The sequence below is a fragment of the Bacillus sp. FSL W8-0645 genome, from assembly GCF_038007905.1.
In the GTDB taxonomy this organism is placed as follows: domain Bacteria; phylum Bacillota; class Bacilli; order Bacillales; family Bacillaceae; genus Bacillus; species Bacillus pumilus.
This window is the reverse complement of sequence record NZ_JBBOYC010000001.1, coordinates 481875-508080: the sequence shown is the minus strand read 5'-3', so window position 1 is coordinate 508080 and position 26206 is coordinate 481875. Positions and strand designations below refer to the sequence as shown.

Below are 26206 nucleotides of genomic sequence, written 5' to 3'. Positions count from 1 at the left end.
GTTTACTCTCTTCACGCCGATGAGGTTAGCTGACGGGTTAGGACGAAGAGATGTCCTTTTTTCTCACAGAGAAAAATTCACCCCAAAAACATGGGTCCCCCATTCCTTTAGAAGGATTAAGCGTGTGGTAATATGATATTTTCATACTATTTATACCTTATTTTCGGAAAATTGTAAACAGGTTCATATGAACTTTTTAATTACTTTCTTCCTTATTCGTGACCTCCAAAATATCTAAAATGAACACAAAGATCGGGATACCAATAATCAGTCCCCAAATGCCGATGTAGTGTTCAGAGAAGATCAGCACAATAAATGTGAAGAAAATAGGGAGTTCTGTTTTTGCTGACATGAGCTTTGGGTTTAAGAAGTAGGCTTCAATCGCATGGATGATGACGATCACAAGCACGATATACAGGACATACATGCCGCCTCCAAGCGTATACGCAATGATGCTGAGTGGAATAAGTGAGATGACCACACCTGCCACTGGGATTAAGCCTAGCAAAAAGACCATGACCGCTAATCCAAATAATTGCGGGAATCCCATAATGCCTAGCGCAATGGTTGTTAAGACACAGTTAACAGTTGCAATAATAAACTGTGCTTCGAGTACTTTTCCAAACGTTCTGGAGAATTTACGTCCAAAGAAGGCGATTTCATGATAGAACACAGAGATTTTACTCGTTTTGAACTTGTTCATGAATTGAATGAGGCGTTCCTTTTCGAACAGGAAGAACATGCTTAATATTAAGGACATCATGACCTGGATACTGAACGTACTGAAATCTGTTAAGTATGTATAGAGGAAATTAAACCCTTTCTCAAAGTAAGCTGATATTTTAAAATCTCCGAATACGTTCGTGATGACATCAAAGAAGGGTAAATCTTGTGGATGATCTGCAATTTTCTTTCCTAAATGAAATAGCTGTTCCACCTGCTTGGCGATGATTGGCACAAACACGAATCCACCAAACGTCAATCCACCAGCCAAAAGAATATACAAAAGGGTAATAACAGATTTCTGCCCTATTTTTAGGAAGTGACTTAAAAAGCCTCTAATGACCTCTTCTAACCGATTCATTAAAAAGGTGAATATGAAGGTCAAGAGAATTAAATTCATCATTCCTCTTAATAGATATAAGGCTGTCGCTAATACTACAAATACAGAAAACCGCTTAACACCGGGTTTTTCGAACAATTTTAAAAATGCCGCCATTACGTTACACACCTGCCAGGACTAAAGTCTATTTTTATCGGATCTGATATACATTATATCGGATCTTTCTGTAAATTATATAATAAAAGGTCAATGAGGTCTTACGATTCGCCCTAAATTTATCAAGCTTTAATGTTTTTTCTTTTCAGCACAAGAAAAAACCGAACCCCATGTAGACATAAGGTTTCGGTTTTTGGTTGTTTTTATACTATACAGCTTGCTTCATATTTCGCATTTCTTGAAGGGCTGTTTTGCTCTTCGCTTCGTCAAATTCCCCTTCACTTTTCGCCACAACAATTGTCGCGATTCCATTTCCAATGAGATTTGTGATAGCTCTTCCTTCGCTCATGAATCGATCTACTCCAAGCAGAAGTGCAAGCCCCTCTAGCGGAATGACCTGTAGTGCAGCGAGTGTAGAAGCCAGCACGATAAATCCGCTTCCTGTCACCCCAGCCGCTCCCTTTGATGTGAGCATTAGAACAAGGATAATGGTGATCTGCTGGCCGATAGACAAGTCTACACCAAACACTTGCGCTAAAAAGACCACAGCCATCGATAAGTAGATCGAGGTTCCATCTAAGTTAAAGGAATACCCTGTTGGGATGACAAGACCCACAACAGACTTAGAGCACCCGTAGCGTTCCATTTTATCCATCATTCTTGGCAGTACGGATTCTGATGAGCTTGTGCCAAGAACAATTAATATTTCATCCTTGATAAATCGCAAGTAACCGAACAGGCTGAAGCCATACATTTTACAAATGATATTCAGCACAACGAAGATGAACAGGAACATGGTCATATAAACGGAGAGCATCAGACTTGCGAGCGGTTTAATCGATGCCAAACCAAAGTGTCCGATTGTATAGGCCATTGCCCCAAATGCACCGAGCGGCGCAGCACGCATAATATAGCCAATGATTTTAAAGAAAACAAGTGACAGCTTATCAAGCCACTCAATGATTCCTTTCCCCTTCTCGCCAAGTGCAGCAAGCGCAACACCGAATAAAATAGAGAAGAATAAGACCTGTAAAATATCGCCCCTTGCAAAAGCATCTACCATGTTAGATGGCACGATGTGTGTGACAAATTCCATCCAGTCGATACCCTGTCCTCCATTTTGGGTATACTGTGAAACATCCCCTTTTTCAAGCTTGCTATAGTCCAGACCTGCACCTGGCTTCATGATATTTACGACAAAAAGACCGATGACCAAAGCAAGCGTCGTGACGACTTCAAAATAAATAAATGCTTTTCCCCCAACTTTTCCAACCTTTTTCATATCCCCCATCTTGGCAATACCAAGAACAATGGTTAAGAAAATAATTGGTGCAATGACCATTTTAACGGCATTGATGAAGGTGTCACCAAGCGGCTTCATTTCTTTTCCGACGTTTGGCCAAACCATCCCGACAATGATTCCGATAATGACAGCTGCAATCACCTGAAATGTCAGGTTCTTCAAAAGCCTCTTCATAAAAAATCAACTCCCTCACCCTTTGATGTAAACGCTTAACTATTATCTGTAGCTAAATGATAGCGGTTTCACCAAAGGCTGTGAAGCTTATGAACATATCGTACATTTTGGTCTTTTTGGTCTCTTAGTCAGAATGTACGATATATTTATTGACAGGCCGGCCTACCCCGCCATATTGCATATCTAATTTCAGCTCGCCTTCTTTCACTAAGAAGTCTAAATACCGGCGTGCCGTGACACGGGCAATGCCGAGTGCATTGGCAACTTCTTCTGCAGACTGCGGGCCTTCCTGCAAGCCCATATAGGCTTTAATTTCATTCATCGTATGCACATTCAGCCCCTTAGGGAGCCAAGTATCCTCCAGCTTAACAGCAGGCTTTCGTATGATATCATCCAGCATCTCTTGAGAAAATTCTGTTGCTGTACGAATTTTAGATTTAAACGCTTTATAGCTTTCAAGTGATTCTTTCATACGTTCGAATTTAAACGGCTTGATGATATAATCTCGTGCGCCATTTTGAAGCATGATGCCAATGGTCTCTTTGTCCTTTGCCGCAGAAATAACGATCACATCCACCTGTATCTTTTGCTTTCTAATGTCTTGAAGCGTCTTCACGCCATCTTTTTTTGGCATATATACATCGAGGACAACAAGGTCTGGATGAATTTCTTTGATGAGCTGGATGCCCTGCTCTCCATTACCTGCGACTGCCGCCACTTGAAAGCCAGGAACACTCTTAATGAACTCTTTATTCACTTCTTGCACCATCGGATCATCTTCAATTAATAGCACCTTAATCTGAGTCATCTGTCTCTCTCCTCTATGATCATTGGGAATTCGATTGAGAAGGTGGTACCAATGCCGATGCTTGATGTAACTTCTACATTTCCCATCCCTTTGTCGATAATCGTTTTTACAATATACAGGCCATAGCCTGTTCCGCCTTCTTTGCCGTGTGTGAAGCCTTTATCGAAAATATAAGGAATCATTTCCTCTTCAATCCCGGAGCCGTTGTCTTCAATTAAAATCGCGAGGATATCCTCGGTTTGATCAATACTAATAGAAATGCGTTTTGTGTCTCTTTCTACAGTATCATAGGAGGCAAAGGCATTCTCGATCAGGTTGCCAAGCAGCTTCGTCATATCATGTTGATCTAGACGCTCAGGGAAATCACGTAGACAGCTATGTTCATCTACTTCGACCTTTATGCCTAGCTCCTTGCCCCTTCTGATTTTACTCATCAATAATCCCGCAACGGCATCATGCTGAATGACGCGGTGAAGAAAGTCCATCACATGTTCTTGCTCTTCCGTCGTTTGAAAGGCTAGATCGAGTGCCTGATCGGGTTTACCAAGCTGAATCAGCCCGGCAATCGTATGAAGCTTATTCATATGCTCATGATTTTGCACCCGCAGACCGTCTACAAAGTTCTTAACACCGGTTAGCTCCTCTGCCAATTTTGCCGCTTCTGTCCGGTCCTGAAAAATGGCGACTGCTCCAATAATTTTCTTTTTCATGACAATCGGAATCCGGCTGCTCATAATCCGCTTTCCGCTCATATGAATTTCTTCATTGTAGACGGGTTCTGCGCGATCAATGATCTCTGGAAGTCTTGTGTCAGACAGCACATCCCAAATATTCCGGCCTACGACATCCCCTATCACGCCAAAGATTTGCTTCGCCTTTTCATTAAAAATGGTGATCATGTGCTGATTATCAATGGCGATGACCCCTTCATTAATAGAGTGAAAGGTTGCGGTGCGCTCCTCTAGCATTCTGACAATCTCATGCGGCTCCAGCTTAAACATTTGCTGTTTAATATGACGAGCAAGCAAAAATGAACCTACAAGCCCAAAGCTGAGCGTTAGCAAAAGGATCATGAGGATATCCCGCTTCATTTCTCCTAATATATCGATCATACTTGGCAGTGTTCTCCCTACAAGGACGACCCCTGTTTGATTAAATTGATCATCCTTCACTGGATAAAAGGCTCTGATGGCGGTCCCAAGCTCTCCCTCTGCTTCTGAGAAATAAATATGCTCGGCAAAAGCAGGCTCTTCATCTGTCCCCTCCGAGCGCTGGCCAATCCTTGCTTTCACTGGATGCGTTAATCTCAAATGATCCATATCCATGACGACAATGTAGTCAGCGTCTTGAATAATCCGAATCTCTTCGATGGCATGCTGTAATCGGTCACGTTCCTTTGTTTGATCAGCTAACGCCTGCTTTACCTCATTCATCTCGGCAACTGTTCTCGCCGTGTTCATGAGCCTTTTTCGAAGCTCTCGTTCCTCTGTTTGCTGGATTCCCCCAACAAGGACAATTCCTCCGATTAAAAGGGCGAAAATGACAACGAAATATGTGAGGATGGTGAGCTTCCATCTAATAGATAATTGTTGTAATTTCAATCGATTTCTCATCATTTTTTTCACCTGTATCTTTACGAATTCTTCCTCGGTCAAGTATGCTTGACTTAAGGGGGATCGGACGCATGAAGAATTTACTCGCCTATACACTATTGCTCTTGATCGGTTTTGTAACCGCTTTATACTTTGGTTTTTATCATATGATGCCAAAAGCAGCGACGACCTTTGACGATGAACAGACAGGGCTGAAGGATCAACTTGTGTTCAAATTTAGCCATGTCGTGGCAGATAATACACCAAAAGGACTTGCCGCAAAGAAATTTGCTGAGCTTGTGCACGAAAAATCCGATGGGAAGATCACCATTCAAACTTTCTCCAACGGAAGTCTTTATTCTGATATAGAAGAAATTAATGCACTCAAAGAGAATCAAGTTCAATTTATCGCACCATCTACCTCGAAGCTCGGCATGCTATCCTCTGAGTGGCTGGCACTTGACCTTCCCTTTGCTTTTTCTAATTATGATGCGGTTCAAGAAGGCTTGCACGGTGCAATTGGACAAAGATTATTTGGCACCCTGCAAAAAGACGGGCTAAAGGGAATGGCGTATTGGACAAATGGCTTTAAGCAAATCACCTCTAATAAAGGTCCGATCAAACAGCCTAGTGATTTAAAAAACCAATCTCTCCGCATTATGCAAAGCGACATGATTGAAAAACAATTCAAACTCCTTGGCGCAAAGCCCTATCAGGAATCGTTTAATTCGACGTTTCAGCTATTAGAAACAAAAAAAGTAGATGGTGAAGAAAATACCATTTCAAATATTTATTCAAAAAAATTCTATCATATACAAGACTATATGACGATTAGTAATCACGGGTATTTGGGCTATGTGGTCTTAACAGATCAATCCTTCTTTGATCGCCAGACACCTGAAACGAAACGAATTTTACTTGAAGCTATGGAAGAAACAACAGCTTGGAATGAAAAACATGCAGAACAGATGAACAAAGATCAACTGGAGGACATTAAACGGGAATCGCCAATTGCCATTCATGAATTGACGCCAGCAGAAAGACAAAAATGGATGAAAGCCCTCGATCCTTTGTATGAGGAAGCCGAAAAAACCATTGGTTCCACCCTAATCAAACAGATTCGTGAGTTGCGTGCGCGTTATGAACATTCTCCAATCCATGCTTTTCAAGAAGAGGATAAGACCAAATAAAAAATCCCTTTGAGAAAGGGATTTTTTATGCACCAGATTCACTCTGTTCTTGCTGCGTGAGCTCTTCTAGTCTTGAGACAATTCTTCGCTTTCGGTATTGCATCATGCCTGTTTCGGCAATACTTTTTAGTTGTGAGCGGTTGGAAACTGCGCCAAATAAAATCCCTGCTACGGGAACAAGCTGAAATAGTTTCTTCCAGCCAAATGAATCTCGGTAATTATAGACTACCTCACGCCATCCTTGGATTTGTGAGAACATGTTTTCGTGTTTCCCTTCGGAAGCATGATAGCTCCTGAGTTCTTTTAATATCGATTTCTTCCCAACCACATCAGCAGAGGTCAGCTGCAAGCATTTTATGATGAAGACCCGCTCTTCTTTGTTTTTAGGATCATAGCCATAGGTGACAGCAATATCCTGTAATGTTTTAAGGGAGAGACCAAGTACCGCAGGAATATCTGCAGCCAGTGTAAACATACCACCGACACCCGTTGTCGCCCCTTGTACCGTGGCGAGATTCGTCCTATTTTTCCCCATATGTTCACTAATGGCATCCATGATTTCAATTGGAGCTTTTTCTATATCTTCTATACGCTGAATCGATTCGTCGGCACATTTCTTTTGAAATTGATGGATGATGCCTTTTTCTGATGTCAAATAGGCACCGCCTGATTGAATGTAATGCCCCATTTCATCTAGCAGCACACCGATTTTTTTTTGGATAAAGGCAGGCGTCAGCTTGTCCAGCATTTGAAATGGCAGGCGGCTGAGTTTCTCCCAAAACCATACCTTTTGCTGATCTTTCTCCCACTGTTCAATCTGCTTTAATTGTGCTTTTAGCCACTCTCTTTCCTCCATGCCTTTTTCCTCCTTAGATGCTGCTGAAGTATTTGTTTGTTATTATACACAATCCTTTTCCATCATACGTATAGAACATTGAATCGGTTTCGAAAGGTTTGAAACTTTTTCAAAACGGTTATTGCTTAATACACAAACAAAAAGAGGAGTGATCAACATGTTAGGATTTCTGATTTCATTAGTTGTGGCGATTGTCATCGGCCTTATTGGCAGTGCACTCGCTGGAGGTAGTGTACCAGGAGGATGGATCGGTTCAATGATTGCAGGACTTGCAGGTGCTTGGATTGGTCATGGATTACTTGGAACGTGGGGTCCTAGTTTGGCAGGCTTTGCGATCATTCCAGCAATCTTAGGTGCAGCGATCTTTGTCATCATCTTAAGCCTGATCTTCCGTAGTGTGGGATCAAGGGTATCTTAAAAAAACAAATAACAGAGGAAGCAGTAGGGACACCGTCTATAAAGGCGGTGTTTTTTATGTGTTGGATTGACAAGGTATCTATTTTTTTCACTTACATATGATAAACAAACCTATTAGTTCAGATAGTTGACTTTTCATGAAGATGGGCATATGATGATTAAAAATTGCATCAAGGAAACATTTTGTGCCCAAGCAAAACTTTGTAGAATCTAGGTGATGACATATGACAAACAAATACATCGAGGCACAGGCACACATGTCAGAGGCAGCTGAGCGTGCACTTGAAGGAAAAGTCAAGGGATTTAGAAGACTCCTTCCTTTTCTCGGTCCTGCTTTTATCGCAGCCATTGCTTATATTGATCCAGGAAATTTCGCCACCAACATTGCGGCTGGCTCCAAATATGGATATCTCCTTTTATGGGTCATTCTCATATCAAATCTCATGGCTTTGCTCATCCAGTCTTTATCCGCAAAGCTTGGAATTGCGACAGGCAAAAACTTACCTGAAATCGCACGTGAAGAGTTTCCAAAGCCCGTTTCGATTGGTTTATGGATTCAGGGAGAGCTCGTCATTATTGCCACGGATTTAGCTGAGTTTATCGGGGCGGCACTTGGTTTATACTTGCTCTTTCGAATCCCGCTGCTTGAAGCATCCATTATCGCGGCTATCGGTTCATTTGCGATATTGGAGCTGCAAAGACGAGGGTATCGAGCATTAGAAGCAGGTATTACAGGCATGTTGTTCGTTGTCGTGATCGCTTTCGCTGTACAAACCTTTGTCGCCAAACCAGATATCGCAAGTGTCGCTGGCGGACTGTTCATTCCAAAATTTGATGGCGCAGACAGCGTGCTGCTTGCAGCTGGAATTTTAGGTGCTACTGTAATGCCTCACGCAATCTACTTACATTCAGCTTTAACCCAAAGAAGAGTCGTCGGCAGAACGGAAAAGGAGAAAAAGCAGATTTTTCGCTTTGAGTTTTTAGATATCCTCATTGCGATGATCGTCGCCGGGGCCATCAATGCCAGCATGTTGATTGTGGCAGCCGCTTTATTTTATAAAAATGGCCTCTTTGTTGAAGATTTGGATGTTGCGTTTCAGCATTTTGGTACACTCGCAGGGCCTGTATCAGCCATCTTATTTGGTGTAGGTCTGCTTGTAGCCGGACTATCCAGCTCTTCTGTCGGTACATTGTCAGGCGATATCATTATGCGGGGCTTTATTCAATACCGGATCCCGCTGTATGTTCGCCGGCTGATTACCATCATTCCTCCTATTGCGATTATTGCATCTGGAGTGAATCCGACCTCTGCGCTTGTGATGAGTCAGGTCGTCTTATCGTTTGGGATTGCTTTTGCTTTAATTCCGCTCATTTTATTTACAAGTAAAAAACGAATTATGGGTGAATTAACGAATGCCCGCTGGGTGACAGGAATATCTTGGGTGATAGCAGCTCTTGTTGTAGCACTTAATCTCTTCTTAATTGTAGATACGTTTATGTAAAAGACAGTGTTGAGCTGTCTTTTTCTTTCCATTTGGTTATGGTAGAATTCCCCTGAGAGGATGTGGGTACATGTTTGTTTATCAGGATCAAGAGATATCCATGCGGCTGCTTGAGCCAAGAGACGCAAGAAGTCTGTATTTGCTCATCCAGCGGTCGAGAGAGCATTTACGTGAATGGATGCTTTGGGTGGATTCAACGCAGACAGAGGAAGACAGTATGGCGTTTATCCAAGGCGCCATGGAGCAAGCGATGCAGAACAACGGTTTTCAAGCGGGCATCTGGTCACATGGAGAGCTCGTCGGCATTATTGGCACCCATCAAATTCATTGGATCAATAGAACCGTTTCAATCGGCTATTGGCTCGGAGAAGGTTATCAAGGAAAAGGCATCATGACAAAAGCATGCCAAGCGGTCATTCACTATTTATTTGAAGAGTGCGGGCTGCACCGTATTGAGATTAGGGCTGCTGTCGATAACCAGAAAAGCAGACGCATCCCAGAGCGATTATCCTTTTCGCTTGAGGGAATTTTAAGACAATGTGAATGGCTGGGCAATCGCTTCACCGATCATTGTGTGTACGCCCTTTTACAGCCTGAATATATGAAACAAAAAACGCATTCGATGAATCAGCCCACTTAATTGTGTCGATTGCATGAATTATTTTACAAAGTGAAGCTTTGTAGTATCCGTTGTGATCGGCATCTGATAAAATAGAAGGAAAAATCGAGGTATGATGTATGTCTCTTATTATTTTATTTTACTTATGGATTGTCCCTTTAGTATTTGGTATTTTCTTCTCATTCCTAACAAAGAAAGCCACCTACAAACGCCGCTTTGTCCCATCCTATAGCATGATAGGACTCAGCATCGTTTTTCTCATTTTGGCACTCGTCTTTTCAGCCAGCCATTTTCTATTTATTTGCGGTATGTTCCTATTTGCCACCACCCTTGTTGGCACAGGCATCCCCTTATTCTTAGCCTTTGGAAAAACACCATCCTAAACAAAAACCACCTTTTCGCGATGGAAAGGTGGTTTCTTTTTTATTGAAGCGGCATTCGGTATGTCATTGTGGCATTTGGATGTTCTTCAATCGTCTTCATCATGTCTTGAAGGATCTCGGCTGCGCGATCATTTGAGTCATACTTGCCGAGCATCTTTGCCCAAGAAGTACTCCCCAAGATCATCCCTTCAATTTTTTTGCCGCTTACTGAGACTTCTTGGACATGAATCAGAGTTTGTTGGTTTTGTGTGAGGATCCATAGCATGGTTTTTTTCTCCTTTTTTGTGGTGGTTGGATTAGTTAACATATGATTTCCAATTATGTGTGGGGTGATTTGGTTTGCTTTTTATTAGAAAGTTCACCCGTATTTTCAAATTTCCCGGACATGATACTTATTTTATGGTCACTCAATGTTTTCTCCTCCATTGCTTTCAAAAAAAACAAATCCACTTTATTCTTTTATCATATCAATCTTTACATGCATTGAAATAAAACGATGGACCATTAGTCCATCGTTCCATTTAAGCTCTCTAGTTATTTAAAAATTAATTCCTTTTCTGTCTCTAAAAACTCTTCTACAAGTTCTTTAATTGTATTTTTTGAATCAAGAGGGTAATAAAATGCGTCTGAAACTTTTCTAAAGAAATCATACATATTTTCGGGCGTATTAAAGATTGAAAAAATATTTTCAATTTCTTCAAAGATGTTCTCATCAGTTGAGTTACTATACGTCTCTTTCATAGTGCTATATAGCCACTTATGATATTCTCTTTGCATGTCTTCCGAAGAACTGTCAGAGGTTATGCTTTCAAGTATATTATCTACTTTAACTTCTTCTTGTTCCCAAGCTAATTCAAGGATTAATTCATTATTAGCATTAGGATTATTTTCTAAGTATTTAACAGCATAGTTTGTTACTTCTAAAGCAGAAATTAAATTAAACTGTCTACCAATAAACAGCGTAGACCAGTTACAATCAAAACCATTTTTTGTGATTATTTCTGTTTTATACAATTTTCTATTTCCCCCATTGATTTATTTTTCCTGTCACTTTGCCACCAGGTATAAAAGTTCTATGGGTCACTGTATTCGTTGTTGGATCTACCACCCATTCAAACACGCCATTCCTTATTTCTTTCGACTGCAACATTTCAGGGGCATTGTTCTTTACTTTTACATATTTTGTTTCGTACTTAACCACTGAGCCCTCTATTTGATACAACGAATCCATATGGCCTTTTCTATTTGGTAAATCAAATCTCTTAGAATGAACTGCGTAGTTGTCAATTATATCATTAAAGCTATGATAAAAATCATCTTTCAATGCACTACCTACTCGTGGATTTTCTAAAACTGGATGCTTAAGTTCTCTCGTACTCTTAATCCCCATCTTTCCATTGAACCCTTTCGCCCCAAACGGCAAAAGCATTCCCAGCGCAACATTCATACTCGCTTCCTGCTGTTCTTTTGAGATCTTATTTCCAAACATATCACGCCCTGTAATCGCTTCGCTGAAGCCGTTGGTGGCGGTAAGACCATATAAGCCTTTTTGAGATGTTTTTAAGGCGTCAAAGGATTTTTGCGATGTCTTGTAAATGTCGATTGCTCTCACTGCGGCTGATGTGGCTTGGGTGGTTTTGTAGACGGCTTTTCCACCTTTGAAAATGCGTCCTGCCCATCCGACGATTGGGATATAACCCGCTGCTGCCATGCCGCCTGCGGCGACGCGCTGTCCTGCGGTAAGTTCTTCACCTGTGATCGGGTCAACGCCTGTAGCGGCGCGTTTTGCATCGTTCACGCCAGTCAGTTCATTCACGATATTCCCGCCGTAATCAAGTGCTTTTTCATGCCAAGGACGGTTGGCGAGGGCTTCTTGTTCTTTTGCGATCTCACGGGCTTCTTCTTGTTCTTTTTTGATTTTGAGATATTCAGATGTTTGCTTCTCAATATCGCTTTTTGCCTTGTAGATTTCGCTATTTTGATACGCTTTCTTGTCAAAATTCATCGGAGAAATCGCTTTTCCATCATTTGTGGCATTCATCATTTCCGTATACAATGCCATTGTAGCTTGCTGCTCCGTTTCTGACAAAGCATATTCATCTTTTAAATTTTGATCAAGCTCTCTTAGGTCTTTCACTGTCTTTTTTCGCTCGTCTTCCGCATCTGCAATTTTTTCATCAAAGGTTTGACTATCAAATACTTCTAGAGAAATGAGGTCGTCGATGTCTTGAAAAATCGTTTTAAGCGCCTTTTTTTGATCCTTCACAATGCTTTTGGCATTTTTGACGCCCATATGTACAGCGTTGTCTAAAAAGTGTTCTTCTACAAAGGTGTCGCCGCCAAAGTTTGTATCATCTAGTGTCACAGAAACACCTTCATGAAAGGCTTTTTGCTTATCAATGAAGCTGATAAACATGTCTACATTTCCGGCCAGTTCTTTATAAAAGCTTTTAATGTTATCGGCACCTTTTCCAGTGAAATCATCACCGAGGTTAGCCACGCCTTGAAGTGCCTTTTTTAAATCTACCATTTGTTCACGGAGTTCCTGGTAGTGTTTTGCCCTTGCATCCATGGCACTTGTTAGTGCTTTTGCATCAAGTATCTTACCCAGAAGAAGTCACTCCCTCCATTATTGATCATAAAGTCTATTTTACCTTTCTCAGTGAATTGGAAAAATAGGCTTTAAGTTACAAAAATAATTTCAAAATATTTTAATAGAGACGAAGGCAAGTGACAATTGAAATGATTTTTCTAATCATCACAAAAAAGTCAGCCCTCTTTTCAGAAGACCGACTACTTTGTGTTTAGAAAAAGCGTTTGAGGCTTTTCTTGAGTGGAGGGATATCCAGCTCACCTTTTTCAAAGAATTTTTTCAATAAATATTTACTGAAGCCTGCTGCTTGGGTGTAAGTGATTTTCCCAGGTAACGGAGGTTCATTGGCGACAGCGACATCAATAATGACTGGTTTATCGGATTGAAGAGCTGTATCAAAGGCTGGAGCTAATTCTTCATGTGATGACACGGAGATTCCTTTGCCGCCACACGCTTCTGCAAACTTAGCAAAATCAATATCCTCCAGCTCTATACCATAATTTATGTTTCCTTTTACCTGTTGTTCATATTCAATCATCCCTAAATTGTTGTTGTTTAAGATTACGACAACGATCGGCAGCTTATATTTTACAGCTGTCACAAAGTCTTGCATGACCATTGTGAAGCCTCCATCACCACAGACGGCAATGGCTTGTCGGTTCGGTTCATTCAATTTAGCTGAAATCGCACCAGGTAAACCGCAGCCCATTGTGGCAAGCCAGCTGGAGATAATGAAATCCTGCTGTTTCATTTCAAAATGACGTGCCATCCATACCGTCACATTACCAACATCAACTGAAAGAATGGCATCGTCCTCGACTGCTTCTTCTAGTCTAGCAATGACTTGCTGTGGTTTAATCGGTGAAGTAGCAACAGATTTTTCTTTATCCATTTCTTCTCGCCACTTCATCATATGCTCTGTACAAGCTTCAAGAAAACCACGCTGCTCTTTATATTCAATGTAGGAAGTCAGTTCATGCAAACCACTCTTGCTGTCGCTCACGATTCCCACATCTACTGGATACCTTTTACCGATTTGATCTGGTTTAATATCTAGTTGAATGGCTGGCGTGTCCTCTGGTAAGTAGTCTCTATATGGAAAGGAGGTACCAAGCATAATTAAGAGATCACATTCTTCCATCGCTTCATATGCCGGCTTCGTTCCAATTTGACCTAAGTTACCTAAAAAGTATGGATGCCTGTCTGGCACAACCCCTTTTGCGGGGAGCGTGATGACGATAGGAGCAGCTGCCTTTTCTGCAAATGAAAGAAGCTCTTCTTTTGCATGTCTTAATCCTTTACCTGCTAAGATGACTGGCTTCTTCGCATTGTTAATCAGCTGAGCTGCCTTTAGCAATTGATCTTTCTTTGGCCGTACTTCTCCCTCAACATAAAGTGGAGATGTATAGACGGGCTTACGCTTTATTTTTTGAGAAAATAAGTCATCCGATACGGTGAGAACTGCCACACCTTTATGGGTATAAGCGGCTTTGATGGCTTGATTCAATAAGTCAGGCAGCGCCTCTGCTGTCTGTACCTGCTGATTAAAGACCGCGACATCGTCAAACATTCGCTCCAATTTGATTTCTTGGAATGCGTCTCTGCCTACTTCGGCCGAAGCAACCTGCCCTGCAATTGCTAAAACTGGTGCACCATCTGCTTTTGCATCATACAGTCCATTTAATAAGTGGACAGCACCCGGCCCAGCAATTGATAAGCAGACACCCAGTTTACCCGTTAGTTTGGCATCAGCCGCCGCTGAAAGTGCTGCCACTTCTTCATGTCTCGTTTGGATAAATTTTATTTGGCTTGATTCATGCCTAAGTTCTTCAATCAATTCGTTTATACTATCGCCGGGCATTCCATAAATATGTTTCACGCCCCACTCTTCCAGTAGCGCTGTTACTTCTTTTCCTGCGGTTCTTTGCGGCATGTGAGAAAACTCCTTTTTTCTTACTCCATACCACCGCATCCTTTTGATCAAACGTTTCAACTTGCTTCTGCTACTTTTTAAAATGATAGGGCAGGGTTGCCACCACAATATCCCGCTTCCATAATAGGCGGAATCTTAATAAAAAGGCAGATTGATTATGCAAAATGGTGTGCCATCTTTTTTTCGGGATAAATTGTGGCACAAGCACCATCACTTTATATTGATGAGCATTTGCTTTTGCCTCAACGGTCTCAAGAAATTTATCTAGCGGGTGAATGAGGCTTCGATAGGACGAATGCAGCATCACAAGCCGTACACCGCTATTTAGTTTTTCCCAATCCTCTTCAATTTTCTTATCCTTTTCTTTATCAAAGGATACATGAACCGCTATGACTTGATCTGACAAAGACTTTGCATATTGAAGAGATTGTTCGACAACACGTGTGACTCCTGCTATCGGCACGATGACCACATTTCCTTTAATCTCAACAGGCTCTGTTTCATTCAATAAACGCAGTTGTTCTCCAACAGACAAATAATGCTTTTTAATGGAATGAAAGATAAATAAAACAATAGGTAGGAAAACAAATATTGGCCATACGAGATGGAACTTGGTCAAAATGAGAATCATAAAAACTGTAAAAGAAATCAGTGCTCCGACGATATTGATTGGCATTTTCGTTTTCCAGCCCTGCGGTTTTTCACGAATCCACTTCACACACATGCCGGTCTGCGACAGGGTAAATGGAATGAACACACCGACAGCATATAGCGGGATGAGGTGTTCTGTCTTCCCATCAAACAACCAGATGAGCAGCATAGAAGCTACACCTAAAAAGATAATGCCATTAGAGTAACCAAGCCGGTCTCCTCTTACCGTAAACATACGCGGCATATATTTATCCTTTGCTAAATTGACAGCCAATAACGGAAAGGCTGAAAAGCCGGTATTTGCCGCTAATATTAGGATTAGCGCTGTGACTGCCTGAATCACGTAATAGAAAAACGTACGTCCAAAAGTGTCTGATGCAATTTGTGATACAACCGTTTCTTCTGGTTTTGGCGAGATGCCGAAACCAAATGCAAGCAATGTGACTCCCACAAATAAAACAGCTAGCAATCCACCCATCATCAACAATGTTCTCGCTGCGTTTTGTGCAGCTGGTTTTTTAAAGGATGGAATTGTATTTGAAATGGCTTCTACTCCAGTCAGAGCAGAACAGCCAGATGAAAAAGCTTTTAATAACAAAAATAATGTAATGCCTTGTACGTGTGTGCCTACCGCTGTATGTTCAGGTGCTGGCGGTACGCCGCCTGTTAATAATTTGAAACCGCCTACTCCAATTAATATCAGGAGTGAAAATACAAACAAGTATACAGGATAAGCCAGAATAGATGCCGATTCTGTTAATCCACGGAGGTTGAGCACCATAATCACGATGACCAATGCAATTGAGATCAAGACATGATATGGATATAGTGTTGGAAAAGCCGATGTGACGGCATCGGTCCCTGCTGAAATGCTCACTGCTACAGTCAAAATATAGTCTACAAGCAATGATCCGCCAGCGATCAATCCCGGTTTTTCACCTAGGTTTCTGCTAGAGACGACATATGCCCCGCCGCCTTCTGGATAAGCATAAATGATCTGGCGGTAAGACAGAATTAACGCCATTAAAAGAATTAATACACAACCTGCAATCGGGAGTGAGTACCAAAATGCTGCTGCACTAACGACAGAAAGAACAATTAAGATTTGTTCTGTACCATATGCAACTGATGACAATGCGTCTGATGACAATAATGCCAACGCTTTGATTTTTGATAGTTTTTGTTCTCCTGCTGCCTGTGATTTTAATGGTTTACCAATTAAAATACGCTTCATCAAACTGTACATGTGATGCCCGCTCCTTTAGTGTCAAACGATTTAAGTTGCAAAAGATGGATCGCCAAAAAGACACAGAGGCAATAGAATGCCCCTGTGCCTATTGTTTAGATCACAGGTTGGTCTTTGCTCTCTTTAACGCTTACGAGGTTAGCTGACGGATTCGGGCGCATGAGACTTTGCCCTACCTTAAAAGGATTCACCCCACATGGTGTTTTATACCACCAAAATTGGTTCCCCCGCTCATCGAAATGATTCAGCGATTGGTCTTTTATAAAAGAGATCATACTCCCGTTTGACACCAAAGTAAAGAGATTTTTTCGAGGTCTTTTGACCGTTTATTAATCAGTCTTTTTGCGGTTTTTTCGTACGAAATAAACAATCATCACAACGACAAAAATGATCAGTACAGCGATACAAGCAAAGTAAATCCAAGAATCACCGACGCTTTGCTTTTCACCTTTTTTAAGATCATTTTTTGCATTGCTGACTGTTTGGTGATTAGAGAATACATCTTTGTTTTTACTTTCTATTGCAACTGTTGCGGTCTCCGTATTTGTTTGAAGGAATCGAATCACTTCATTTGATATATCAGCGTCAGCTGCCGTCATTCCTGAAAAAACGGTCATGGTTTGGTCTTTATTCCATACGGATGGCTGCGTCCATACAATACGAGCTGTTGTTTCGTTGATCATGCCAAATGAGGATACATCATATTGACCCTTTTTCGCTGGAACGATGAGATCATCTGCTTTTTCTTTTAAAAGAGAGAATGTCTGGATGCCTCCGATGAAAATGAGAGAGTTCTTTTTCAATTGTTCATTTGTCACATTCGATGCTTCAATCAAATGATATTGAGCAGCTTCCGGCTGACTAAATGATTCGGTCAGCATAGCCATTTGATTGATTGAGGCTTGATTGATTTGATCTGGCATAACGATCAATGTGTTTCCTTGCTCCGTTTCTGAAGTGTAAGGAAGCGGCCATGCGGCTAAGTCCGGTGTATCACTAGTTGTTCCTTCTGGTATTTGAAGAGAGCTGTTCTTATCAATGTAAATCCAGCCTTCTTCATCTGTATGTCTACAAGATTCCATGTTTTTAAAACCTGTTGTGACAAACTGTAAGTCCACATATTCGTTCTTTTGAAGCACTTGTGAGTCTACTGGAATCGACACATGGTAGAATCCATTCTCATCTTTGTTTCCTAGTTTTGTTAACGGTACGTCGTGCGGTTCGTTATTGACCATCACTGTTAGACGCTCTGCTTTGTTCGCTGGATCTGATTTTTTAAATGATAGATTTAGTTTTGCACCTGATTTTTGTTGAGCCATTAATGCTTTCGGAAAATAGTAATGATCAGATGCTGTCTTTTTGGTTCCAACTTTGACATCATCTGCGCCAAAATCTATTAAACGAATATGATGAGATGGCTTAGAAGCACTAGCTGTCACCTTTTGCAGTAGCAAGTCGGTTCCAGTGAGCTGACCTGTCAGTTCTGGCTGAGTCAAGACATTGATTTTTTCAGCAATTGTCTTTGGCTGCTTCGCAGTGACAAATAAAATGGGCTGTTCTTTTTTCTTTGCTGTCAGGGTTCTCACCGCTAACGTAAGTTGATCGCCTTCTGTTTTAATTCCAGCCGCTTGCTCGAGCGATTTCATTCGTCCATTCCAGCTTCCTTTTGCTCCAACAGCAATAGTTGGGTGCGCAATTTGCTCGATGTCCTTTTCTTGAACGAGTTTGAGGTCTGCTAGACGATCTTTGTTTTTCAACGTACGATATACTTTCATAGCCGCTTCTAATTCAGCCGCTTCAGGTTTATTTGGAATCACAATATCTGTTTGTTCTTCCTGATCACCTGATGGAATAAATGGTGAAGGGAAGCTGTCTAACGTCACGTCTTTCGTTTGAACTCCTTTGAACGCCAGCTCACTTTCAGGATATACTTTCAGCCAATTGGCAGGCGTCTCTTGGTTGATACACACACCTTCTTTTAACACACCATAAAATGCGAGCTGAATTTGATGAGATCCTTTTTTCAATTGCGCTTTGTTCAATTTGATTTGAATCGATTTTTTTGAGTTTTTTCCTGATACAGGGATCGTCTTTTCAATCTCTCCATCGATCATCACTGTGAAAGACGATGGCGATATTAGTAATGGTGAAGCCTCTATATTTAATGTAAGAGTACTAGACTCTACTTTTTCTTTCTCCATTTGATAGGAAAGGTCAATGCGGTCTTCTTGACCATACAAGGTCACCACATCTTCTGATAAATGCTGCGTTTCTGTTTGATTTCCTTTTGATGAGTGAACCCAATCGTCTTTCACTTGTACTCGATTGGATTGCGCCATTGCTTGACTTGCCATGAAAAAAGGCTGAATGGCAAGGGATAGCGCTAATATTAAAAACATCCATTTGACCGATTTCAATTTGTCACCCGCTTTTCTTTTGTTGTTGATCGTAACGCTCTGTTTTGTACCATTTCACTTCTTGTTTCAATAATCGGCTCTTCACCTCTACACATAAGGAGTACACGACAAGCGCAATCCATACTTGAGAATAGGTGAAGTACATGAGAACCACAATGAGAATATTTTGTTTGGTGAGCTCTGTTTTCTCAATACTTAATGTAATCATCACTTCTGTTAGAAAGAGGAAGAAGGCTAATCCCCACAGGATCAGTGCGACAGCCCCTACAGATAAGTGAAGGTCAACAAATAGGTTTACAATAAAGATGCCATTTGAGAGCAGAACACCGAAGAAGAATAAGAAATACGTAAAGAAGAAATAAAACAAATCGAAAATCATTCGTTTTCGTTTCAGCTTCATAAACTGCCTTAAAAATTTAAGGACAACATATTGATTTCCTCTAGCCCAGCGCGTTCTTTGCCGCCACCAGACCTTCCATGTCTCAGGCTCTTGTTCCCATGTGATTGCAGCTGGGAAAAATCGAATCACATATCCTAGGTTATACACACGGATCGTTAATTCGGTGTCCTCAGCCAAAGCTTGGGCATCCCAGCCGCCGAGCTCTTCTAAAATGTGCCGGCGGATGGCGAAGTTGGTACCTGGTATTGTCGCAATACCAAACCATTTCCATCTCCCGCCCTGCGCCATCCATTGGAAACAGATGGTCTCAATATTAATAAATTTGGTCAGCAAATTTTTGGCTGCATTGATCACCCTGAATTTCCCGACAACAGCGCCTGCTTTTGGGTCATTTAATAACCCAAGAACCAAATAATAGACAGCCTTTGGTTCAGGCATGTTATCTGCATCGTATACGCAAATCACTTCTCCTGTTGAAGCCTTCAAACCTTCATTCAGTGCAGTGGATTTTCCCTTCCCTGCAAATGGCGGCTTCGTTTCAATCATATGGACATGATCATATTGCTCACTGAATGATTGCACAATCTCTCCTGTGCGATCAGAGGAATTGTCATTAATCACAATGATTTCAAGGAGGTGTTTAGGATATGATAGCTGAACCATCGCTTTTAACGTCTGCCGAATGACGACCTCTTCATTATGAGCAGGAATCAGAATACTGACGGTCGGCAGCTCTTTCCCTTGTTTTGTCCATTTAGGCAGCACTTTTTCATAGGTGAGGTAATGCTGAAAGCCGCCCTGCATGAGAAACATGTGGTATAGGAGCATGATCCAAATGAGCATTAATGAAAGATAAAATAAGACATCAGCCACCTGATTTTCTCTCCTTAAAAATTCGTTTTTTCATTGTCAGTCTTAAATACAATGTGTATAAAGCAAATGCCGCAATAAACAGCATGACCACAACTGTGAGAATTCGTAGCATATTTTCCATGCCACTTCGTTTGACTTTTTTTGTTTCGGAAATGTTGGATTGCTCTACTTGAATATGTCCATTCCCTGATGTTTGGATTTTTACATGTGCAGTTTGGACCGTCTGTTTTGTTTTCTTTACATCAAGCCATTCGCTAGAAGGAATTGCCTCCATCTGTGTGATTAACTCCTGTAACCCTGCAATCCCTAACTCCACGTCATAGGACAACCCAATTGCGGCTGATTGCAAATGCTGCACGGATTGAATCGTCTGTTCAGTTAAAACATTTGAACCTTCTTTGTCAGACACTTGCTCAACTTGCTGCTGAGGATATAAGGTCATGCCGTGTAACATGGCAGGAGACGTCACGAGCGGCGATGCACCGGCTGTTTTCCAAGTGCGGTCTGATAACTGCACCTGTCCAAATAGGCTGGATACATGCTTTGAAATTACTTCATAACCTTTTTGTGATATCGCATCATGCGGCACCTCGAACGCAAGAGGATATAAGCCTTGCCTAGCAAGAAGCTCAATGCCCTTTGTCAGTTTTTCTTCTGTATAGGCGATTTCTTGCTGCTGATACGATTTGGTATACGTATGAAAGTCTTTTTCATTTGGGAATTGGCTTTTACTTTGTTTCTTCTCTGCATTTTTTGGATCATTTGTCGTGATGGGCTGATCATATTTTGCATCCCAGAACTCAAATCCCTGACCAGATTCCGCCGTTCGATACGTACGGTTAAAGCCATGAAGAATGATACTCGCTCCATTGCCTTGCAATTGTTTTAACACACTCACAAGTTTCGGGCGGTCACTAAGTGTGACTTCATCACCTGTTGCTCGATCTATCCAAACAGGGGTCACTGCAATTTGATAAGGAATATGCTGTGCAGATACGTATTGTCCAAGTTCTAGCAGCTTCTTCTCGTCACTTGCTGGACTGATGTTCCCGAGCATTACGTATTTTGTCTTCATTTGCACAGAAGATGGCATGTATTTTTCTAGCACTTCTGCAAGAAGCTTGTTGTGCTGCACGACATCTAAGATACCGATATATGCCGCACCTTCTTTTGTTTGAGTCACAAATGGCAGATCAGATTGACGTTTCTTCACTAGAAATTCATTTTCCAAGTCTGCCCCTCGAACCGTTAACACATTGATCCTTCTCTCTAGCTGACGGTATGTCTGATCATGTGTATGTTTCAATTGACTGATATGATCTTGTTTGTGAAAAGTAAGCTTGGAGAATGGGTGGAGCTGTTCCGCATTGTATCCAATGGCGATGAATTGCTGTGATTCGTTCATCGCACGAATAGTATGTTTTGACAGGGTTCTCTTTATTTCTCCAAGATAAATGACTTGCTGAAATTCATTGATCCTCTTTTCAGCCAAATGTTCATCAGATACAATCGTCGTCTGTTTTGAAAAATGACCGGCGAGTAGATCCAGCATATGAACGGCTGGAGTCACTTCCCCCGATGGTGTGGAATAAACGATCAGTGTATTTGGCTGCGTGACAAGCGCCTCGGCTGAAGCAATGTGTTTAAACGAAAGAATCGAAAAAAGCGTGATCATCAAACAACATTTCATCAAAGAATTAAAGTTCATTCATCATCATCTCTTTTTCTAGTTCTTCTAAAAACTGCTCTGGCGTACGATATTCCGAGCTGCTTGTTAAATGACAGACATGAAATGTCAAGGTCACTTCACGACCGTTTAATAGGACATGCGTTTGCAGTTTATCCTTTAGCTTATCAAGGACAACTGACACATTTTCTTCTGGTGTATGGGTTAGCAGCAAGCCCATTCGTCCTTCAGATAACCGAAATTTCTTATCGGTTTCTCTTATGCTTTCGCGTATCTTGAGACTTAATTGCTGAAATAGGTGCTGCATTTCTTTTTCTCCATATAACGATTTGAATTCCGCTGCGTAATTCATATGAAGAAGGATAAAGACAAATGGCTGTTTGTACCGTTCTGCCCGTTTCATTTCCTCGGACAATTCGAGCTTCATCCGCTCAGCATTGTCAAATCCTGTTGTCGAGTCAATCGCCACAAATTGTTTGATGGCCTGCTTTTGTTGTTCAATGGTGTGACGCAGCGTATTGATCCGTTCATGCAAGCTTCCCGCTGAAATAGCGAAAAAAAGAAGTGCTACGCCCCAAATTACTACATCTTGTAATGTTTGATTTGAAAAAAGGGGATTTTCATGGCCAAGCTCTGTAAAGAACATGACACTTCCTATAAAGAACAAAATCAGTAAGGTGAAAATTAATGCTGGTAGGATACCAAATAAAATACCACAGCCTAACACGACAAATGTCAGTGCGATGATCATAAAGCTCTCCGCATCTTGTACGTTAAGGTAGCCCATAAACAAAATAAGGCCTGCAAACGTGAGGAGCAGAGAATAGTACAAGCGATACGTGTTACTGAACAACCGATTCATTTAGAAGCTCCCTTTCTGCAATTAGAGGCAATAAATTATCAAATGAGTGTGTCTCTTTTTCGTTCATGTATCCTCCGTAATAAGGCTTGAGAGGATCTTGGGTTTGTAATTCTTTCATGCGGTGATAGACAGCCTTTGCAAATTTCAGCTCGTTTTGTTTAAGGGCATACAAAATGACGAGCGCATATACCGAAGGCGATTCATATGTGACAGATGGCTGCAGTGTACTCAGTTTGTATCTTCCGTACAGTTTTCCTTCTTGTTTAAACGACGTTTTAAGCCATTTCATGATCGCGGACGTATTCACTTTTGCATGATGTGCATGTAAAGCTGTATAAAGTTGATCGATCATATTGATTTCTTGATCGAATGAATAGGTTTTTTTCTTTATGTCATAGGATTTAGGAAAGAATCCTTTTTTTCTCGGTGCTTGTTTTAGAATGGCTAATTGGTTACTGGTCATTTGTTTCGTGAATATTTGGAGGAATTCCAATTCTTGGATTGCTTTTGGGTCTATATAAGAGAGTGTGATTGTATGTGAAGTTCGATTGGTTGATGCATCATAATAATCGGACAATATGCCTTTGAACATGTTTTTTTCTTTTAACGCTTGAGCGATTTCTTTTGCTGTCGTTTGATACGCTGACTTCTTCCACAAACGATTTGCCTTTTGAAGTGCCGTCACTACACGTAAATCATCGACTAAAGCATTGGCCTTGCTTTTTTGATCAGATTCAATTTGCCAGCTGAGAAGATGGTGGTCTATTAAAAATTGATCTTGCAGAACATCAAATTGTTGGTCAAATGAATTTTGATCTTTTTTTCGAACAAGATAATCCATCCAAAGTCCAAGTGATTCAGATAAGTAGATGTGCTGCTCTGCAAAAGAGGTGCGAATTAAGCCTTGATCTGTCATTAAGTGGTGAGTGATAAAATATTCACCAGGCAAAACGGGCTGAGGTGATACTGGATCAGCTGATTCTTTCTGCTGTTCCCAGGTACATCCGCCTAGTAGAATGACAATGAGTAAAACAATTGCTGTACGATATATGCGTGTATGCATTCGTGTCCCCTTTCAATTCCGCGTTCTCTAAGCATCTAACGATTTATTATAGAGCGTTTTTGTTTAAATTTAAATGAATATTTTATGCCAATTTACGAGCCTTTTCGCATATTTATTCCCATTTTCAGAAAAACAATATGTCGATATACTTGATAACACTGAAAAACCCATGCGTTTCCGCACGGGTTTTTATAGAACTATTGATCTAATTTTAATTTCTTTAATTGTTCAGCTAGTGCGTTATTAATTGGTTCTTCCACTTTCTTTTGTTTCTTCATATATTTAGACACATCGTGCTTACTGGCTTTCTTTTGATTGGATTGAGATTTGCGTTTTTCGAAGACAGACAGCTTTTCTCTATGGCCGCATACACAAGCAAAGATTTTGCCATCACCTTCTCCGCGCAGCTCGAGCTTTTTATGACAGTTCGGGCAGCGTGCGTTTGTTTTCTTCGCCACATTTTTACGATGGCCGCATTCCCGGTCCTGACAGACGAGCATCGTGCCATGTTTTCCATTCACTTTCAGCATGAGTTTACCGCAGTCTGGACAATGAGTGCCAGTGACATTGTCATGCTTAAAGGTTTGGTTCCTCTGTTTGATTTCAGATACAGCTTGTTTGGCATATGACTTCATTTCACTCATGAATTGAGAAGCTTTCAATTGCCCTTTGGCGATTTTAGAAAGTTTTTGTTCCCATTCCGCTGTTAATGCAGGAGACTTTAAGTCTTCAGGCACTAACGAGAGCAGCTGCTTCCCTTTCGATGTGATGAAAATGTCTTTGCCCTTTTTCTCGATTAAGAAGCTATTGAACAGCTTTTCAATAATATCCGCTCTTGTTGCTACAGTTCCTAGACCACCTGTTTCACCAATGGTTTTCACTAAGTCCTTTTCCTCGTTCTGCATAAATGCCGCTGGGTTTTCCATAGCAGATAATAGGGTCGCTTCATTAAAACGTGCAGGAGGTTTCGTTTCTCCTCTTGTCTCTTTCAGCTGTCGTACATCTAGTGACTGTCCTTCTGAAAGCAGCGGCAAATGTTGATCTGCCTCGGCTGATTCCTCTTCTTCATATGAGTCATCGTACACGGCTTTCCAGCCAGCTGCTTGCACAGTTTTCCCTTTTGCTGTGAACGTTTCACTGCCTATTTTGGTGATGACCGTTGTTTCCTCATACTCGAAAGGATTCATAAGTACAGCAAGGAATCGTTTGGCAATGAGGTCATATAATTTACGCTCTTTATCGCTTAATACTCCTGGGTACAGCTCTTCCTCGGTTGGAATAATCGCATGGTGATCTGACACCTTGGCATCATTGACGAAGCCTTTGTGCGCTTTCACACCTGATTGTAAAATCCGGTTCACATGCTGCGCGTACGGTCTGACATTCATTCCTTTTAAACGATCTTTTAATGTAGGAACGATATCCGCTGAAATAAATCGTGAATCTGTACGTGGATATGTGACGAGCTTATGCTGCTCATACAATCGCTGAAGCGTAGATAATGTTTCTTTGGCTGAAAAACCGTAGCGTTTATGTGCATCACGCTGCAATTCAGTCAGATCGTACAGTCCCGGCGCAAAAGCTTTTTTCGCTGTTTTTTTCAACGCATCAACCACTGCTGGTTTTCCTTCGCAGGCTGCCAAGCGATCTTTGATCACATTCTCTTGGAATGTCCGGTTTTGCTTTGTTTTGGCATCCTGCCAGGTCAAAGTCAGTCCATCTACTTGTGCAGTCAATCCATAGAACGGCTTCGGCTGAAATTGCTGAATGTCTTCTTCTCGTTTTGCGATCATGGCGATCGTTGGTGTTTGCACCCGTCCGCAGGAAAGCTGTGCATTGAACTTTGTTGTCAGCGCTCTTGTTGCATTGATGCCGACAATCCAATCTGCCTCTGCACGCGCAACGGCTGAGCGATACAGGTTATCGTATTCTTTGCCGTCTTTTAATCGTTTGAAGCCTTCTTGAATGGCTTTGTCCGTGACAGATGAGATCCATAGTCGTTTCAAAGGCTTTTTCACATGCGCTTTTTCAAGAATCCATCGAGCGACAAGCTCCCCTTCACGTCCTGCATCTGTTGCGATGACAATGTCTTTGACATCTTTTCTCGCAAGCTGCGCTTTCACTGCTTGGAATTGTTTGCCTGTCTTTTTCATCACCACAAGCTTAAGCGGTTCGGGAATGATTGGTAAATCCTCTAAACGCCAGGATTGAAACTCTTTTCCGTAGCCTTCAGGATCAGCCAGTGTGACCAAATGGCCAAGCGCCCACGTCACAATGTATTGATCTCCTTCTAAAAAGCCATTTCCTTTTTTATGACACTTCAGGACCCGTGCAAGATCACGTCCGACCGAAGGTTTCTCTGCTAATACAACTGTTTTTGACACTAGATTTCACATCTCTTTCTTCTATCCATCCTTT

At 41.4% G+C, this 26206-nt stretch carries 21 protein-coding genes and 2 riboswitches; of the genes, 5 read left to right on the top strand and 16 right to left on the bottom strand.

The window, feature by feature from the left end; all coding sequences use genetic code 11:
- Positions 1-133, bottom strand: a riboswitch (cyclic di-AMP (ydaO/yuaA leader).
- 63 nt (positions 134-196) lie between these two features.
- From NST39_RS02435 to NST39_RS02420, 4 genes are all read right to left on the bottom strand, one after another.
- A complete protein-coding gene (locus tag NST39_RS02435; protein ID WP_341026813.1) occupies positions 197-1219 on the bottom strand; it encodes an AI-2E family transporter in 1023 nt (340 codons plus the stop codon).
- Positions 1220-1427: 208 nt separating this feature from the next.
- Positions 1428-2696: a C4-dicarboxylate transporter DctP gene (dctP, locus tag NST39_RS02430; protein WP_341026812.1), complete on the bottom strand. Its 1269-nt coding sequence runs from the start codon at positions 2694-2696 to the stop codon at positions 1428-1430.
- A 124-nt stretch (positions 2697-2820) separates the two neighbouring features.
- Positions 2821-3504: a response regulator gene (locus NST39_RS02425; protein ID WP_126741650.1), complete on the bottom strand. Its 684-nt coding sequence runs from the start codon at positions 3502-3504 to the stop codon at positions 2821-2823.
- Positions 3501-5120 (bottom strand): ATP-binding protein, encoded by a 1620-nt coding sequence (locus NST39_RS02420; RefSeq protein WP_426551724.1) that lies wholly within the window; start codon positions 5118-5120, stop codon positions 3501-3503. Before NST39_RS02420 ends, NST39_RS02425 begins: the two co-directional genes overlap by 4 nt.
- Before the next feature lie 68 nt (positions 5121-5188).
- On the opposite strand from NST39_RS02420, the gene NST39_RS02415 reads away from it, so the two are divergent.
- Positions 5189-6286 (top strand): DctP family TRAP transporter solute-binding subunit, encoded by a 1098-nt coding sequence (locus NST39_RS02415; protein WP_268507518.1) that lies wholly within the window; start codon positions 5189-5191, stop codon positions 6284-6286.
- Between the two features lie 25 nt (positions 6287-6311).
- Here NST39_RS02415 and NST39_RS02410 read toward each other — a convergent pair whose 3' ends face one another.
- Positions 6312-7142: an EcsC family protein gene (locus NST39_RS02410; RefSeq protein WP_126741652.1), complete on the bottom strand. Its 831-nt coding sequence runs from the start codon at positions 7140-7142 to the stop codon at positions 6312-6314.
- A gap of 157 nt (positions 7143-7299) precedes the next feature.
- Between NST39_RS02410 and NST39_RS02405 the strand changes: the two genes are divergently transcribed.
- From NST39_RS02405 to NST39_RS02390, 4 genes are all read left to right on the top strand, one after another.
- On the top strand, positions 7300-7560 hold the full coding sequence (locus tag NST39_RS02405) for a GlsB/YeaQ/YmgE family stress response membrane protein (protein WP_003214275.1): 261 nt from the start codon (positions 7300-7302) through the stop codon (positions 7558-7560).
- A 223-nt stretch (positions 7561-7783) separates the two neighbouring features.
- On the top strand, positions 7784-9061 hold the full coding sequence (locus tag NST39_RS02400; protein ID WP_065097557.1) for an Nramp family divalent metal transporter: 1278 nt from the start codon (positions 7784-7786) through the stop codon (positions 9059-9061).
- A gap of 70 nt (positions 9062-9131) precedes the next feature.
- Positions 9132-9701 (top strand): GNAT family N-acetyltransferase, encoded by a 570-nt coding sequence (locus NST39_RS02395; RefSeq protein ID WP_113768710.1) that lies wholly within the window; start codon positions 9132-9134, stop codon positions 9699-9701.
- Positions 9702-9799: 98 nt separating this feature from the next.
- Positions 9800-10063 (top strand): hypothetical protein, encoded by a 264-nt coding sequence (locus NST39_RS02390; protein ID WP_012008971.1) that lies wholly within the window; start codon positions 9800-9802, stop codon positions 10061-10063.
- Positions 10064-10103: 40 nt separating this feature from the next.
- On the opposite strand, the gene NST39_RS02385 is transcribed toward NST39_RS02390, so the two are convergent.
- From NST39_RS02385 to NST39_RS02335, 11 genes are all read right to left on the bottom strand, one after another.
- Positions 10104-10328 carry a hypothetical protein gene (locus NST39_RS02385; protein ID WP_003214145.1) on the bottom strand — a complete coding sequence of 75 codons (225 nt, stop codon included), beginning with the start codon at positions 10326-10328 and terminating at the stop codon, positions 10104-10106.
- Between the two features lie 269 nt (positions 10329-10597).
- Positions 10598-11077, bottom strand: a complete 480-nt coding sequence (locus tag NST39_RS02380; RefSeq protein ID WP_341026805.1) for a DUF2247 family protein — start codon at positions 11075-11077, stop codon at positions 10598-10600.
- Positions 11078-11081: 4 nt separating this feature from the next.
- Positions 11082-12674, bottom strand: a complete 1593-nt coding sequence (locus tag NST39_RS02375; protein WP_341029927.1) for a ribonuclease YeeF family protein — start codon at positions 12672-12674, stop codon at positions 11082-11084.
- A 193-nt stretch (positions 12675-12867) separates the two neighbouring features.
- On the bottom strand, positions 12868-14589 hold the full coding sequence (locus tag NST39_RS02370) for a pyruvate oxidase (RefSeq protein ID WP_044140545.1): 1722 nt from the start codon (positions 14587-14589) through the stop codon (positions 12868-12870).
- A gap of 70 nt (positions 14590-14659) precedes the next feature.
- Positions 14660-16486, bottom strand: coding sequence for an APC family permease (locus tag NST39_RS02365; RefSeq protein WP_268483624.1), 1827 nt, complete (start codon positions 16484-16486; stop codon positions 14660-14662).
- A 112-nt stretch (positions 16487-16598) separates the two neighbouring features.
- A riboswitch (cyclic di-AMP (ydaO/yuaA leader) is annotated at positions 16599-16746 on the bottom strand.
- A 69-nt stretch (positions 16747-16815) separates the two neighbouring features.
- Positions 16816-18903: a cellulose biosynthesis cyclic di-GMP-binding regulatory protein BcsB gene (locus NST39_RS02360; RefSeq protein ID WP_341026802.1), complete on the bottom strand. Its 2088-nt coding sequence runs from the start codon at positions 18901-18903 to the stop codon at positions 16816-16818.
- 4 nt (positions 18904-18907) lie between these two features.
- Entirely contained in the window at positions 18908-20146 is a 1239-nt protein-coding gene (locus tag NST39_RS02355; RefSeq protein WP_221450755.1) for a glycosyltransferase family 2 protein, read from the bottom strand.
- Positions 20147-20168: 22 nt separating this feature from the next.
- On the bottom strand, positions 20169-21884 hold the full coding sequence (locus NST39_RS02350; protein ID WP_341026799.1) for a DUF2334 domain-containing protein: 1716 nt from the start codon (positions 21882-21884) through the stop codon (positions 20169-20171).
- Positions 21874-22725: a GGDEF domain-containing protein gene (locus NST39_RS02345; RefSeq protein ID WP_341026797.1), complete on the bottom strand. Its 852-nt coding sequence runs from the start codon at positions 22723-22725 to the stop codon at positions 21874-21876. The genes NST39_RS02350 and NST39_RS02345 overlap by 11 nt, the downstream gene beginning before the upstream one ends.
- On the bottom strand, positions 22706-23788 hold the full coding sequence (locus NST39_RS02340; protein WP_341026794.1) for a glycosyl hydrolase family 8: 1083 nt from the start codon (positions 23786-23788) through the stop codon (positions 22706-22708). Before NST39_RS02340 ends, NST39_RS02345 begins: the two co-directional genes overlap by 20 nt.
- A 197-nt stretch (positions 23789-23985) precedes the next feature.
- Positions 23986-26172 carry a DNA topoisomerase III gene (locus tag NST39_RS02335; protein ID WP_268507511.1) on the bottom strand — a complete coding sequence of 729 codons (2187 nt, stop codon included), beginning with the start codon at positions 26170-26172 and terminating at the stop codon, positions 23986-23988.
- Positions 26173-26206 lie beyond the last annotated feature (34 nt).